This window comes from Janthinobacterium leeuwenhoeki (assembly GCF_051380795.1).
Lineage (GTDB): Bacteria > Pseudomonadota > Gammaproteobacteria > Burkholderiales > Burkholderiaceae_D > Janthinobacterium.
The window spans coordinates 189,257-202,716 of sequence record NZ_JBNYXT010000003.1 but is presented as its reverse complement, the minus strand read 5'-3'; the positions used below and the strand labels follow the sequence as shown (position 1 = coordinate 202,716).

The 13,460-nt window shown below is 61.4% G+C and carries 12 protein-coding genes; 4 read left to right on the top strand and 8 right to left on the bottom strand.

The genetic code is table 11. From position 1 onward, the window contains the following. Positions 1-172: 172 nt before the first annotated feature. The 6 genes from adk to ACQ4WS_RS04310 form a co-directional block, all read right to left on the bottom strand. Positions 173-829, bottom strand: a complete 657-nt coding sequence (gene adk, locus ACQ4WS_RS04335) for an adenylate kinase (RefSeq protein ID WP_071078917.1) — start codon at positions 827-829, stop codon at positions 173-175. 244 nt (positions 830-1,073) lie between these two features. Next, positions 1,074-1,829, bottom strand: coding sequence for a 3-deoxy-manno-octulosonate cytidylyltransferase (gene kdsB, locus ACQ4WS_RS04330; protein WP_436473963.1), 756 nt, complete (start codon positions 1,827-1,829; stop codon positions 1,074-1,076). Between the two features lie 2 nt (positions 1,830-1,831). Next, positions 1,832-2,008 carry a Trm112 family protein gene (locus ACQ4WS_RS04325; protein ID WP_101484295.1) on the bottom strand — a complete coding sequence of 59 codons (177 nt, stop codon included), beginning with the start codon at positions 2,006-2,008 and terminating at the stop codon, positions 1,832-1,834. Further along, positions 1,989-3,044: a tetraacyldisaccharide 4'-kinase gene (gene lpxK / locus ACQ4WS_RS04320; protein ID WP_436473961.1), complete on the bottom strand. Its 1,056-nt coding sequence runs from the start codon at positions 3,042-3,044 to the stop codon at positions 1,989-1,991. Before lpxK ends, ACQ4WS_RS04325 begins: the two co-directional genes overlap by 20 nt. A gap of 93 nt (positions 3,045-3,137) precedes the next feature. Next, a complete protein-coding gene (locus ACQ4WS_RS04315; protein ID WP_215409757.1) occupies positions 3,138-3,578 on the bottom strand; it encodes an ExbD/TolR family protein in 441 nt (146 codons plus the stop codon). Next, complete coding sequence (locus tag ACQ4WS_RS04310; RefSeq protein WP_436473959.1) at positions 3,575-4,180, bottom strand: MotA/TolQ/ExbB proton channel family protein; 606 nt, start codon at positions 4,178-4,180, stop codon at positions 3,575-3,577. The genes ACQ4WS_RS04315 and ACQ4WS_RS04310 overlap by 4 nt, the downstream gene beginning before the upstream one ends. Before the next feature lie 1,329 nt (positions 4,181-5,509). Here ACQ4WS_RS04310 and xseA point away from each other — a divergent pair. The 3 genes from xseA to ACQ4WS_RS04295 all read left to right on the top strand — a co-directional run bounded on the left by xseA (position 5,510) and on the right by ACQ4WS_RS04295 (position 10,472). Then, positions 5,510-6,871: an exodeoxyribonuclease VII large subunit gene (xseA, locus tag ACQ4WS_RS04305; RefSeq protein ID WP_436473957.1), complete on the top strand. Its 1,362-nt coding sequence runs from the start codon at positions 5,510-5,512 to the stop codon at positions 6,869-6,871. 338 nt (positions 6,872-7,209) lie between these two features. After that, positions 7,210-7,788 (top strand): superoxide dismutase [Fe], encoded by a 579-nt coding sequence (sodB, locus tag ACQ4WS_RS04300; protein WP_071078930.1) that lies wholly within the window; start codon positions 7,210-7,212, stop codon positions 7,786-7,788. 260 nt (positions 7,789-8,048) lie between these two features. Next, the gene (locus tag ACQ4WS_RS04295) at positions 8,049-10,472 is read left to right on the top strand and encodes a putative bifunctional diguanylate cyclase/phosphodiesterase (protein WP_436473956.1); all 2,424 of its coding nucleotides are present in this window, start codon (positions 8,049-8,051) and stop codon (positions 10,470-10,472) included. A 48-nt stretch (positions 10,473-10,520) separates the two neighbouring features. Here ACQ4WS_RS04295 and ACQ4WS_RS04290 read toward each other — a convergent pair whose 3' ends face one another. Continuing rightward, positions 10,521-12,092 carry a CYTH and CHAD domain-containing protein gene (locus ACQ4WS_RS04290; RefSeq protein WP_436473954.1) on the bottom strand — a complete coding sequence of 524 codons (1,572 nt, stop codon included), beginning with the start codon at positions 12,090-12,092 and terminating at the stop codon, positions 10,521-10,523. Between the two features lie 121 nt (positions 12,093-12,213). Here ACQ4WS_RS04290 and mgrA point away from each other — a divergent pair, with 121 nt between their 5' ends. Beyond that, complete coding sequence (mgrA, locus tag ACQ4WS_RS04285; protein WP_436473953.1) at positions 12,214-13,254, top strand: L-glyceraldehyde 3-phosphate reductase; 1,041 nt, start codon at positions 12,214-12,216, stop codon at positions 13,252-13,254. Between the two features lie 5 nt (positions 13,255-13,259). On the opposite strand, the gene ACQ4WS_RS04280 is transcribed toward mgrA, so the two are convergent. After that, the gene (locus ACQ4WS_RS04280; RefSeq protein WP_436473951.1) at positions 13,260-13,433 is read right to left on the bottom strand and encodes a hypothetical protein; all 174 of its coding nucleotides are present in this window, start codon (positions 13,431-13,433) and stop codon (positions 13,260-13,262) included. Between the last annotated feature and the right edge of the window lie 27 nt (positions 13,434-13,460).

Below are 13,460 nucleotides of genomic sequence, written 5' to 3'. Positions count from 1 at the left end.
CCCTTCTGTTTTTATCCGACGTCATTGCCAACAGCTGCAGACCGCACCGGGTAGGCACGCGCAGCCAGGAAAACACGACCTGCAAAAAACCTGAACTACGAAAACGATACGGCACCCGGCTCAAGCGCGGGCACAAAAAAAGCGGACACTCAGGTCCGCTTTTCAACACTGCTTATTCCGCCAGGGCGGCAAATGCGCTGTCGCGGATTTGCTCGACCGGACCGACGCCGGCGATGCGGCGGTATTTCGGTGCGCCAGGCAGACCGGACTTGGCCCAGTCATTGTAGTAACCGAGCAAGACCTTGGTCTGGTTGTGGTACACGTCCAGGCGCTTCTTGACCGTTTCCGCCTTGTCGTCGTCGCGCTGGATCAGCGGTTCGCCGGTGATGTCGTCGACGCCGTCGACCTTGGGCGGATTGAATTTGACGTGATAGACGCGACCCGAGCCCGGGTGGCTGCGGCGGCCATCCATACGCTCGATGATCGAAGCGTCAGGCACGTCGATTTCCAGCACGTAGTCGACATTGATGCCGGCATCTTTCATGGCGTCCGCTTGCGCGATGGTGCGCGGGAAACCGTCAAACAGGTAGCCATTGGCGCAATCGGCTTCCTGCAGGCGGTTCTTGACCAGGCCGATCATGATGTCGTCCGACACGAGGCCGCCCGCATCCATGACTTTTTTCGCTGCCAGGCCCAGTTCCGTACCCTCCTTGATCGCCGCGCGCAGCATGTCGCCCGTGGAGATTTGTGGAATGTTGTATTTTTCTTTGATGAAATTAGCTTGGGTGCCCTTGCCGGCACCGGGTGCTCCTAAAAGTATCAGACGCATTGAAAAGTTCCTAAAAAACAGATTTTGGATGGTGGTATGTGTAATTATTTTTAGATGATGTTGCTAAGGCTATCTTTCCCTACGAAACTTACCACAAAAAATCCCCGGAACGCCAGTTTGCTATCGAATTGCTATGCCCTGATTGATCAAAGCCAGCAATTGGCGTGGCGCACGTTTCAAAATGTGGTTTTTACTGCAGGCACACAAAACTTTATTTGCATGCCTGCCGTTTCGCGGGTAGCGCTTACAGGGCGCCGTAGTGCGCCTGCACGCGTTCGAGATCTTCCGGCGTGTCGACACCGGCTGCTGGCGCGCTATCGGTCACATGTACGGCGATGGCAACACCGTGCCACAGCACGCGCAACTGCTCCAGCGCCTCGATGGCTTCCAGCGGCGAAGCGGACAATTGCGGATATTCTTGCAAAAACGCATTGCTGTACGCATACAGGCCGATATGGCGCAGCGGCACATAACCGGCCGGCAGCTTGTCTTTCGATTGCGCGAAGCCGTCGCGGTGCCACGGAATCGTCGCGCGCGAGAAATACAAGGCGCGGCCATTCTTGTCCAGCACGACCTTGACCACATTCGGATTGAACGCATCCTGCACATCGTGCAGCGGATGGGCGCAGGTGGCCATGGGGACGGTGGCGCTGATCTGCGCCGCGCAGGCGGCCAGCAGGGACGGATCGATCAGGGGTTCGTCGCCCTGCAGGTTGACGACGACGGCGTCCGGCGGCAAAGCTAGCGTGCGCGCCACTTCGGCGATGCGGTCCGTGCCCGACGGATGGTCGCTGCGCGTCATGCACACTTCCACGCCATGCGCGGCGCAGGCGGCGCGGATGGAGTCATGGTCGGTGGCGACGATGACGCGCGCGGCGCCCGACAGGGCTGCCTGCTCGGCCACGCGCACCACCATCGGCTTGCCGCCCAGGTCAGCCAGCGGCTTGCCCGGCAGGCGCGTTGAGGCCAGGCGGGCCGGGATGATGACGATGAACGCCATCGTTATTCCACTGCGTCTTGCAGGGTGCGCGCTTCGTCCGCCCACATGATGGGGATGCCATCGCGGATAGGATAGGCGAGGCGGTCGGCGCGGCAAATCAGTTCCTGCGCCTTCTTGTCGAGTTCAAGCGGACCCTTGCAAACAGGGCAGACCAGGATATCAAGCAGTCGAGCGTCCACGACATTTCTCCACAATTTGTTGGGCCAGCGCGCTATCGATGCGCGCACTGACGGGGACGACCCACAGTCTCGGGTCATCTTTGAGATATTCAATTTGCGCACATTTTACTGCATCCTTCTCGGTGATCAAGATCACATCCGTGTCGAGTGCCGCAAATGGCTGGTCGAGGAAGTCATGATGATCGGGCAGGGGCAGTTCCGTAAAATCCAATCCGGCGCCGCGCAGCATGGCAAAGAAGCGCTGCGGATTGCCGATGCCGGCCGCCGCCACGATGCGCTGGCCGCCAGCGGCCAGGGTCGTCAAAGGCATGCGCTCGCTGCGGTTCACCATGCGTTCGGCCACGCCACCGGCCAGCAGCATCTGCACCACCAGCCCGCCCTGCGGCGCGACCCTGGCCACGAGTGACGGCGCCAGCTCGGGCGCATTGATCACCGTCACATCGCGCCGGCGGCGCGGCGATTCGCGCAGAGGCCCCGCCGGCAGCAACCAGCCATTGCCGGCGCCGCGGCCGTCGAACAGCACGATTTCCACGTCGCGCTGCAAGGCGTAATGCTGCAAGCCGTCGTCCGTCACCAGCACGTCGACGTCCGGGTGCGCGGCCAGCAGCGCCCTGCCCGCTTGCGCGCGGTCGCGCCCCACCATCACGGGGCAGCCGCCGCGCTGGAAGATCAACAGCGGTTCGTCGCCCACCTGCTGCGGCGTGGAAGCAGCGCTGACGGCGCGCGGCAGCCGGTCGGCGCTGCCATGGCCGCGCGAAATGACGCCCGGGCGCATGCCCGCCTCGCGCAAGGCTTGTACCAGCCAGATGGTCAGCGGCGTCTTGCCGGTGCCGCCAATGAAAATATTGCCGACGACGACGACGGGCACGGGCAGGCGCGCCGATTTCAGGAGGTTGGCCCGGTACAGACCGCGCCGCACGGCGCTCAGGGCGCCAAACAGCAGGGAGACAGGCCACAGCGCGCACGCCAGCGGGCCGCGCGTCAGCCAGGCGCGGGTCAATGTGGTTTCAAGCTTGGCGGGGGAAGGTGTGGGCATGGGGGCAGACATAAAAAATAACCCCAGGTGCAAAATCCGGGGTCAGACCCGGCGGGTCTGACCCCGGCTCTTCAATTGGGGTTGAATAAGAACTTACTTGCCGCCCGCCTGCGCCGCGAACGTCAGCTTTTCATAGCCGGCCAGGCGCGCCGCTTCCATCACGTGGATGACCATCTGGTGCATGGCGAACTGGTCGGCATTGACCACCACTACGGGCGTCTGCGCGGGCGCCTTGCCGCCGTTGGCCGCCTTCGCCGCATCCTGCAAGGCGTCGGCCAGGCCGGCCACGTCGCGGAAGGAGACGGGTTCGCGGTTCACCGTGTAATTGCCCTTGGCATCGATGGTGACGTCGATCTGCTGCGGCTTGTCCTTGGCTTGCTCGGCGTCGGCCGTCGGCAAGGTGATCTGCAGCTCCGTGAATTTGCTGTAGGTGGTGCTGACCATCAGGAAGATCAGGATCACCAGCAGCACGTCGATGAACGGGATCAGGTTGATTTCGGGGTCTTCACGCCCCTTGCCTTTGCGGAAGTTCATTTGCGGCCACTGTGGACGATGTCGACGAACTTGACCGCTTGCTGCTCCATGTCAATGACGAAGCTGTCGACGAGGGCGCGGAAGTGGCGGTAAAAGACCAGGGCCGGCATGGCGATGGCCAGGCCGAAGCCCGTGTTATACAAGGCCACCGAGATACCGTGGGCCAATTGTGCAGGATTGGAGCCGCTGGCGTTTTGCGAACCGAAGATTTCGATCATGCCCACCACGGTGCCAAACAGCCCCATCAGCGGCGCCAGGGTGGCGATGGTGCCCAGGGTCGTCAGGAAACGTTCCAGCGTGTGGGCCACGCCGCTGCCCGCCTCTTCGATCGATTCCTTCATCACCTCGCGCGGCGCGTCGACATTGCGCAGGGCGGCAGCCAGCACCACGCCCAGTGGCGAATTGTCTTCCAGCTTGGCCAGCGTATCCGGCGTGATCTTGCCACTGCGATACACCTGCACCACTTCATCAAACAGCTTGCGGGGCAGGATCTTGGCGCGTCGCAAATACAGCAGGCGCTCGATGATCAGGGCCAGGGCGACGATGGAAGCGATCAACAACAGCCAGATGGGCCAGCCAGCGGCTTGAAATATAGCGAGCAAAAGAAACTCCTGGTAAAGGGAAGGCGATGGTATCGCCCGAACAAGCTGTATTGTACCGAGCGCCGCAGGACGATTCTACGTCCGCGCGGGAATGGCGCAATGTAGCGCGTTGCCGCGCCGGCGGCAAGTGGCGCCCGCATGGCACTTGTCCACACCGCGCGTCGGGCGCGCGCTACCGGTGCACAGTTTTGCACACTTTGTGTGGATAAGATTGTGAGCAAGCATGAAGTCCAGCATGCAAGCCATTGATTTACATGAAGATTATCACACTGCGCAAAATACAGGCATGGCAGCTTATCGACAGCAGTCAATATCAATAAATTAATACTTGAAGAGTTCTGCACATTTACTGTGGACAAGATTGTGCGCAAAGCCGACGAATCAAATTAAGTCATTGATTTTAAAGGAAATTAAATCAATGCATAAAAAAGTGGCAGCGGGCGCGCCATACGCGCCATCTCGGCCGTCAAAGTTCTGCACACAATCTGTGGACAAGATTGTGTGCAAGCGCACGGATAGGCGCCAAGTACATTGATTTATATCGTTTTTATTGCCATGCATAAAAATGTGGCACTGGCTGAAAAGCACAGTTTTCAGCGTCCTATTTCACTTCAATACGGCAGTTTTCCACCGCAAAAGCAGTTCCACACATAAAGTGTGGATAAGATTGTGAGCAAGCGGATTAACTCCCTGGAAGAGCGTTGATTTTAAAGGAGTTTTTTTTGATGCTGAAAAATGAGGCAGTGCAGCGGCCTGGTCGCGCGGTGGATAAACAGGCTAACAGGTGTAGCGGTTTACGCAGTTTTGCACACATTCTGTGGATAAGATTGTGAGCAAGGCGTACGGGGAGATGCTACACCCTTGATTTATATGCTTATTTTTATGCTGCGCAAAATTCAGGCAAGCCATGCCATGGACGTTTCAGTGGATAAATCCGGCGCTGCGCCAGAGTTCTGCACATTTTTTGTGGATAAGATTGTGCGCAAGGCCATGCATCGCATACTAAGCGCTTGATTCCTATATACTTTATTTCCGTGCGCAAAAAGGTAGCAGGGTATTATCCTTTACCGAAAGTGGCCTGTCCGGCAACAATTGTCCAAGGCAAAAAGTTCCACACAATTTCTGTGGATAACTTTGTGCGTAAGTGACAGGGGCTACACTGATGTGCTTGATATTAAAGGTTTTTTTCCCTCTGCACGCAAATCAGGCATACGGGAATTCATCATGAAATCAAATACTTAGAAATAGAACTTGTTGTTTTGCGCGATATATGACATAAGCATGACCTCGCCGATAATATGTGGACATATCCTTCCCTACCCCAGCTTGATGATGACAGACAACCCGACTGACAGCGGCTTTGCCGCCCCGCCCGTGCTGACCGTCAGCGCCCTGAACCAGGCCGTCGCGCGCCTGCTTGAGCGCTCGTTTCCCCTGACCTGGATCGCCGGCGAGATTTCCAACTTCACGCGCGCCGCGTCCGGCCACTGGTACTTCACCTTGAAGGACGACGGCGCCCAGGTGCGCGCCGTGATGTTCCGCGGCCGCGCCCAGTTTGCCGGTTTCACGCCGCGCGAAGGCGACAAGGTGGAAGTGCGCGCCCTCGTCACCCTGTACGGCGCGCGCGGCGATTACCAGATCAACGTGGAAGCCATCCGCCGCGCCGGCGTGGGCGCACTGTATGAAGCGTTCCAGCGCCTGAAGGAAAAGCTGGCCGCACAGGGCCTGTTCGAGCAGGAGCGCAAGCGCGCCATTCCCATGTTCGCGCGCAGCATCGGCATCGTCACCAGCCCGCAGGCGGCGGCCCTGCGCGACGTGCTGATCGCGCTCAAGCGCCGCGCGCCGCACGTCTCCATCATCCTCTACCCCACACCCGTGCAGGGCCAGCAGGCGCCGGAAAAAATCGCGCACGCCATCCGCACGGCATCAACCAGGGCCGAGTGCGACGTGCTGCTGGTGTGCCGTGGCGGCGGCAGCATCGAGGATTTATGGTCATTCAACGATGAAGCCGTGGCATATGCGATCGCCGATTGCTCCATGCCCGTGATCAGCGGCGTGGGCCACGAGACCGATTTCACCATCGCCGACTTCGCGGCCGACCTGCGCGCGGCCACGCCGACGGCGGCGGCCGAACTGGCGGCCACGCCGCGCGCCGACTGGATGGCGTCCCTGCGCGCCGATGCGGCCGACCTGCGCCGCGCCATGCGCCGCCGCCTCGACGATGCGGCGCAAACGCTGGATCGCCACAGCCGCCGCCTGCTCAACCCGAAGGCGCAGTTGCAGCAGCAGCGCTTGCAGCTACTGGCCCTGTCGACGGCCATGACGCATGCGGCGCGCGCGCCCGTGAACCAGTCACAGTACGCGCTGGAACGCCTGCGTGCGCGCTGGGCGGCCTTGCGGCCCGACGTCACGGTGCCGCGCGCGCGCCTGGTGGAAATGCAGCGGCGCTGCGGCGCGGCCATGACGCAGCAGCTAGGCCAGCGGCGCCACCGCCTCGACGGCCTGGCGGCGCAGCTGGAGCTGTTGAATCCGCAGCGCACCCTGGAACGCGGCTACGCCATCCTGCGCGACGAAAAAGGCAGCATCGTGCGCTCGCCGGCGCAGCTGCAGGCGCGCCAGAATGTCAATGTGCGCCTGGCCGAAGGCAGCGCGCAGATCGGCATCGCCAGCGTGCAGGCGACGTTAGAGTAAAAGAGGCCGCCAGGGGAGCATCGGCACTGCGGGGCAAGCTATGTCCAGCCCCTGCTTCGACGCCAGCCTGCGTGGCGTCTTCGATGGCCTGCCAGACACGGGCTATGCGCGCTTCACCATCCGCTGAGGCCTGCGATGGGGGGCTTTTCCAGCCGATGCAAGCTAAACGAGAATCACTACGCCAGCAGTATCTGCGACGCGTGCCGGAATCTGCAGCAATGGCGCATCCGCTTTACAATAGTGGCTCGTTCAGCAAGAATGCTTGATTCAAGCACGCAGGCTCAACCCTCCGGCCCCGGGCCGGAAGACTCCGAACACTCACCACAAAGGGACATCACATGGAACATACTCTGCCACCACTGCCGTATGAAATGGACGCTCTGGCGCCGCATATTTCGAAAGAAACCCTGGAATACCACTATGCCAAGCATCACCAGGCATATGTAACGAACTTGAACAACCTGATCAAGGGCACCGAGTTCGAGAACCTGTCGCTGGAAGAGATCATCAAGAAATCGTCGGGCGGCATCTTCAACAATGCAGCGCAAGTATGGAACCACACCTTCTACTGGAACGGCATGAAGCCGGCCGGCGGCGGCGCGCCTACGGGTGCCGTGGCTGACGCGATCAACGCCAAATGGTCGTCGTTCGACAAGTTCAAGGAAGAATTCACCAAATCGTGCGTGGGCAACTTCGGTTCGGGCTGGACCTGGCTGGTGCAAAAAGCCGACGGCTCCGTCGACATCGTCAACACCTCGAACGCCGGCTGCCCTTTGACCACCGGCGACAAGCCGCTGCTGACCTGCGACGTCTGGGAACACGCCTACTACATCGACTACCGCAACCTGCGCGCCAAGTACGTGGAAACGTTCTGGGGCCTGGTCAACTGGGAATTCGTTGCCAAGAACTTCGCGTAAGCGCATTTCTCTTGTCAACGTCAACGACATTTTGACATGAGAATATGACATGAAAATTGTCATATTTTCCCAAAGGAAGTTTTTACCGCAAGGTAATAACTTCCTTTTTTACATGTGAACGCATGATACACATCAGCATGTAAGGCAGGCCAAGTTGGACCAGGCCGGCACTGTGCGCCTGCCAGGTAGATCCCCCCCTTCTGGCACTGCGCATGCAAATGGCAGCGGGACGATATGTCCGGAATTTACGAAACATTTACGTGCCCGACCAAGCAATTTACATTTTGCTTATGCATGCCCCGCTACACTTTCTCATTTGCAACACAAGCATGTGGCCATCCTGGCCGAAGCAAGCCAGTGGCAACGGGCTGCCGCGCCAGAACCTCCCCCTACCTTCCATGTCCGCACCGCAGCACATTAAAAATGAACACTTTTTCCAGCAATGGCTGATCCACGCCATGGTGTTGTCGGCACTGGCCGGCTTCATTGGATTCACCCAGTACGAGGAATATCACCGGATTGATACTCAGGAACACGAGCGACTGGCGATGCAGGCGGAAATCGTGGAAAAGAATTTAACGCCACAATTGAAGTTGAGCAAGCGCGTGATCGACAGCATCATCGACGAACTGGCGGCCTGGCAGGCGCAAGGCGATCACCTGCAGCGGGCGAATCACTCGCTCAAAGTGATCAACGATGCGCTGATCGGCATCCGCCCCATCCTGGTCATCGGTCCTGACGGGCAGGTGGTAGCGGGCAGCGACGCCGGCATGGCGGACAAAAACTTCCGGCAAAACGATTGCTTCCAGAAAGCCATGCGACTCGCCGATCCGCAATTGCTGCACGTTAGCGCGCCGCCTGGCAACACCGCCGCTCCCGGCGCGATCAGCCTGTGTCGCCGCATCAGCGGGTTTCAGGGCGGCTTTGGCGGCGTCGTCATGGTCAGCCTGGCGCCCGCCTACTTCTCCGACCTGCTCGATTCGATTCGTTATGCGCGCGATGTCCATAGCTCGATCTCACGCGAAGACGGCCAGTTGTACCTGGCTTCTACACGCCGGACTGACGCCCGGATGCCCGGGCTACCACGCGGCGCCGACGAGCAGCGCATGGTCGCCGAGCGCTATGTGCCATCGAGCGCGGCCCTCTTCGGGGCGACGCTGCGCATCGCCGTGAGCCGCGACACCGAGGTCTTGTTCGCGCCGTGGCGCCACAGCTTGTATGCGCAAAGCGTCCTGTTCGGCTTGGTCGCCATCTTCAGCACGCTCGGGCTGCTGATCATACAAAAACGCCACCGCTTGCGGCGGGCCGAGCGCAAGAAGACAGAGAAGCAAATACAGCAACTGGCCTTCTTCGATCAACTCACCAAGCTGCCCAACCGCATCTTGCTGCTGGACCGCCTGAAGCAGGCGAAGAAGGCCAGCCTGCGCAGCGGCAACCATGGCGCCGTCCTGTTCATCGATCTGGACAATTTTAAGACACTCAACGACACGCTTGGGCACGACATGGGTGACCTCTTGCTCAATCAAGTCGCGCGGCGCCTGGTCGGCTGCGTGCGCGCTGGCGACACCGTGGCCCGCCTGGGCGGCGATGAGTTCGTCGTCATGCTGACGGACCTGCATGTGAATGCGGAACAGGCGGCAGCCCAGGTCGATATCGTCGGCAACAAGATACTGCAGGAACTGAGCCAGACCTATTGGCTCAACCAGGTTACTCACCGCAGCACCTCGAGCATCGGCGCGACGCTCTTCATGGGCAATCTGACCAGCATCGACGATCTGCTCAAGCAGGCGGACCTGGCCATGTACAAATCCAAGGCGGTGGGACGCAATGCCTTGCGCTTCTTCGATCCCGCCATGGAGGTGGCCATGCTGGAGCGGGCCGCGCTGGAAACGGACTTGCGCGACGCCATTCCATGCCAGCAGTTGATACTCCACTACCAGCCCCAAATCGACCACCATGGGGGCGTTACCGGCGTCGAAGCGCTGGTACGCTGGCAACACCCGCTACGCGGACTGGTGCCGCCTAGCGACTTCATTGCGCTGGCCGAAGAGATCGGCGTGATCCTGCCGCTGGGACAATGGGTGCTTGAAACGGCCTGCGCACAATTGGTCGCCTGGGCCGGACAGCCCGACATGCGCCATCTGAGCATCGCGGTCAATGTCAGCGTGCGCCAGTTCAACCAGGACGATTTTGTCGATCAGGTGCTGTTCGCCCTGACCTGCAGCGGCGCCAACCCACATCGTCTCAAGCTTGAGCTGACCGAGAGCCTGCTGGTGTCCGACGTCGGCAGCGTGATCGCCAAGATGTCCGCAATCAAAGCGCACGGCGTCGGTTTTTCGCTCGACGATTTTGGCACAGGTTATTCTTCCCTGGCCTATCTCAAGCGCTTGCCTCTGGACCAGTTGAAAATAGACAAGTCTTTTGTCCGCGACGTGACGCATGACCCTAGCGACGCATCGATCGCCAAAACCATCATCGCCCTGGCTCGCAGCCTGAACATCGCAGTCATCGCGGAGGGCGTCGAGACGCTGGCACAGCGTGATTTCCTGGCGCGCTACGGTTGTCGCGCCTATCAGGGATACTTCTTCAGCCGCCCCTTGACGCTGACGGACCTGGAAAAGTTTGTGCAGCGCCGCTCGCATGCTGCGCCATGCAGCGATGCTCAGCGCCGTCTGCGCTCTTGAGTAGAGCCCGCGTCAGATATAGTCAAGGCCGCGAGCACGGCAAGCTTGTCAGGCCTGCCCGATGCTGCCCTTCGACGGCAAAGGGGCGGCCGCGAAGCGCCGCCATGGCCGCACCAGCGCCTTGCCTGCGCCGCCCTGCAATTGCGCCGCCAGGAAGCCGCGCACATAGGCGATCTGCGGCAGCAGATCAGGCTGCATTTCGGCCAGCGCGCGCAGCAAGCCGTCCGCCACCTCGATATCGTTGCGCCAGCCCAGCTCGTCCTGCAAGATGGATAGCCGCTTCACGTAGTGCCGGACTTGCCCGGCGTCATAAAGGGATGCGAAAAATTCAACGGCATAGCGGGCCTTCTTGGCCGCGATGCGCACCCGGTGGCGCGCCGGCGGCGCCAGCCGCGGCAAGTCTTTTCCCCGCTTTAACAGGCGGCGCAGATCCTTGCGCAGGGTAGCGCGGGCAAACGGGCAGATAGGCGCGTCCAGGCGCCGCAATTGGCGCGTCGAGCAGCTGTCGCGCCAGGCGCGCGCCTGCAGCCAGCGTTGCAAGCCCAGCATGCAGGCCGTGTAGCGCGCCGAGGTGATGGCCTGGGCCGCTTGCACATGCTGGAGCCGCGCCTGCGCGTGCGCCGCCGCCGCCAGTGCCGCCGCATCTGCCTGCGCCTCGCCATCGAGTTGCGCCAGGGTATGGCCAGCCAACACATCCCAGTCGCGCGCCTCGCCCAGCGCACCGCCCAGCCAACCGAGTTCGCTCTTCAAGGCATCCGGCAGCGCCAGCAGGGACTTGAACATGCCCAGCGCCGAGCGCAGACGGCGCAGTCCCACGCGCATCTGGTGCACGCTTTCCACATCCTCGCCCGCCGCCACGCCATCCTGGTTGCCGCTGACTTGCTCCAGGCAATTGCCGGCGATGGCCAGGAACACTTGCTCCACCGACATCGCCGCGTCCAGCGCCAGGGGCTGCGCCTTGACGGCGCGCAAAGGCTGCGGCACTACGAGGCGATAACCGCGCTCCGCCTTGCTCATGTGGCCCAGCTGCAGCGGCACGTCTTGCAGCAGGGCCAGTGCCACCTCGAACAGGCTGGCGGCTTGTCCCTGCTTCAGCTCCAGTTCGATCTCGCTGACGGGCAAGCTGCGTAAGGCCCCGTCCACTCCGTTCGCGCCGCTTTCAATGACACCCTGGTCCAGCACGCATTCGATCTGGTCGCCCTGCGGCGTGCGCAACTGCCATACGGTGCGCTCGATGCGCGTGGTAAACACGGGCTGCAAGGCGTCGCGGATGGCGTCCTGGCGCAGCAGCGCGCGGACGGGCTGCTTGCGGCCAATGGCCGCATCGAGCGCGGTGAGATCCGGTTGCGGCCCGGGAACTTCGCCCTCCCATTCGTGGCGGCTGTGCAAGCCGCCGCTGACGCTGCCGCCCGCCTTCAATGTCTGCACCCAGCGCCCATCGACCTGACGCACGCGCAAGCCCGCCTGATGGCGGCATAGCTGCAAATCGGGCGTATCGACATAGATATCGTGCATCTGCAGCACTTGCACCTCTCCTTGCGCAGTCTGCGCCAGCAGCGGATGCGCGCGCAGGCGGGGCGCGTCTTGCGGCGCCAGCAACAATTTCAATTCGATTTCCATGACAGCTCCTTGCGAGACTCCTCAACGCCCATTGTAAGGCGCGCCCGGTCGCGCGCAAGGCGCACGCACGCACACTTTGATTTTGCGCGAAAATAAGCGATTCACTCAAACAGGAGATGCCATGACCTACCACGCCGCCGAGAACCGCTACGACAGCATGCCATACCGCACGTGCGGGCGCAGCGGGCTGAAACTGCCGTTGCTGTCACTAGGTCTGTGGCACAACTTTGGCGACAGCAACAATCTGGCTTCGCAGCGCGACATGCTGCGCACCGCATTTGACCTGGGCATCACGCATTTCGACCTGGCGAATAACTATGGCCCGCCGTATGGCAGCGCGGAAAGCAATTTCGGCAAGCTGCTGCGCGACGATTTTTTACCGTACCGCGATGAGCTGATCATTTCCACCAAGGCAGGCTGGGATATGTGGCCGGGCCCGTACGGCCAGGGCGGCGGCTCGCGCAAATACGTGCTGGCCAGCCTGGACCAGAGCTTGCAGCGCCTGGGCCTGGACTACGTCGATATCTTTTACTCGCACCGCTACGACGCCGACACGCCGCTGGAAGAAACCATGGGCGCGCTGGCCAGCGCCGTGCAGCAGGGCAAGGCGCTGTACGTGGGCCTGTCGTCGTATTCGCCGCAAAAAACGGCCGAGGCCGCCGCCCTGCTGAAGGAGTGGAAAGTGCCGTGTCTGATCCACCAGCCGGCCTACAATATGCTCAACCGCTGGATCGAGGAAGACGGTTTGCTCGATACCCTGCAAGAGCAAGGCATGGGCTGCATCACGTTTACGGCGCTGGCGCAGGGGCTGCTCAGCGACAAATACCTCGATGGCGTGCCGCAAGATGCGCGCGTCAACCGCCCCGGCGGCGGTTCGCTGACGCAACAGCACCTGAGCGCGGAAAACCTGGCCCGCGTGCGCGCCCTGAACCAGATCGCCGCACAGCGGGGGCAAACCCTGGCGCAGATGGCGCTGGCCTGGGTGCTGCGCGATCCCCGCGTCACTTCGACCCTGATCGGCGCGAGCAGCAGCGCGCAAATACGCGAAAACGTGGCCGCGCTGCAGCAATTGTCGTTCACGGCCGACGAGCTGGCCGCCATCGACGTGCAGGCGCGCGAAGGCCATATCAATCTGTGGGAAGGCCCGTCGCGGGCCGTGTAAAGCGTTCAGGGCGGCGCTGGCGGCGGCAGCAGGGCCAGCAGTTCCTGCGCCACCTGCCAGCGCCGTTCGGGCGTGGCGAACACACCCACATCCACCTGCGCGCCGCCATGGCCGACATCCTTGATGTGTAGCAACTGGCGTGGCCCTTGCGGCACATCGATGCGCGTGCGACACGCCAAAAAGTGGTGGCGCCGGCAGCGCCCGGC

Excerpts from the sequence above, each read along its gene's own strand:
- adk (WP_071078917.1), bottom strand. The coding sequence starts at position 829 with ATGCGTCTGATACTTTTAGGAGCACCCGGTGCCGGCAAGGGCACCCAA.
- kdsB (WP_436473963.1), bottom strand. The coding sequence starts at position 1,829 with ATGGCGTTCATCGTCATCATCCCGGCCCGCCTGGCCTCAACGCGCCTG.
- lpxK (WP_436473961.1), bottom strand. The coding sequence starts at position 3,044 with ATGCCCACACCTTCCCCCGCCAAGCTTGAAACCACATTGACCCGCGCC.
- ACQ4WS_RS04315 (WP_215409757.1), bottom strand. The coding sequence starts at position 3,578 with ATGAACTTCCGCAAAGGCAAGGGGCGTGAAGACCCCGAAATCAACCTG.
- xseA (WP_436473957.1), top strand. The coding sequence starts at position 5,510 with ATGATGACAGACAACCCGACTGACAGCGGCTTTGCCGCCCCGCCCGTG.
- sodB (WP_071078930.1), top strand. The coding sequence starts at position 7,210 with ATGGAACATACTCTGCCACCACTGCCGTATGAAATGGACGCTCTGGCG.
- ACQ4WS_RS04290 (WP_436473954.1), bottom strand. The coding sequence starts at position 12,092 with ATGGAAATCGAATTGAAATTGTTGCTGGCGCCGCAAGACGCGCCCCGC.
- mgrA (WP_436473953.1), top strand. The coding sequence starts at position 12,214 with ATGACCTACCACGCCGCCGAGAACCGCTACGACAGCATGCCATACCGC.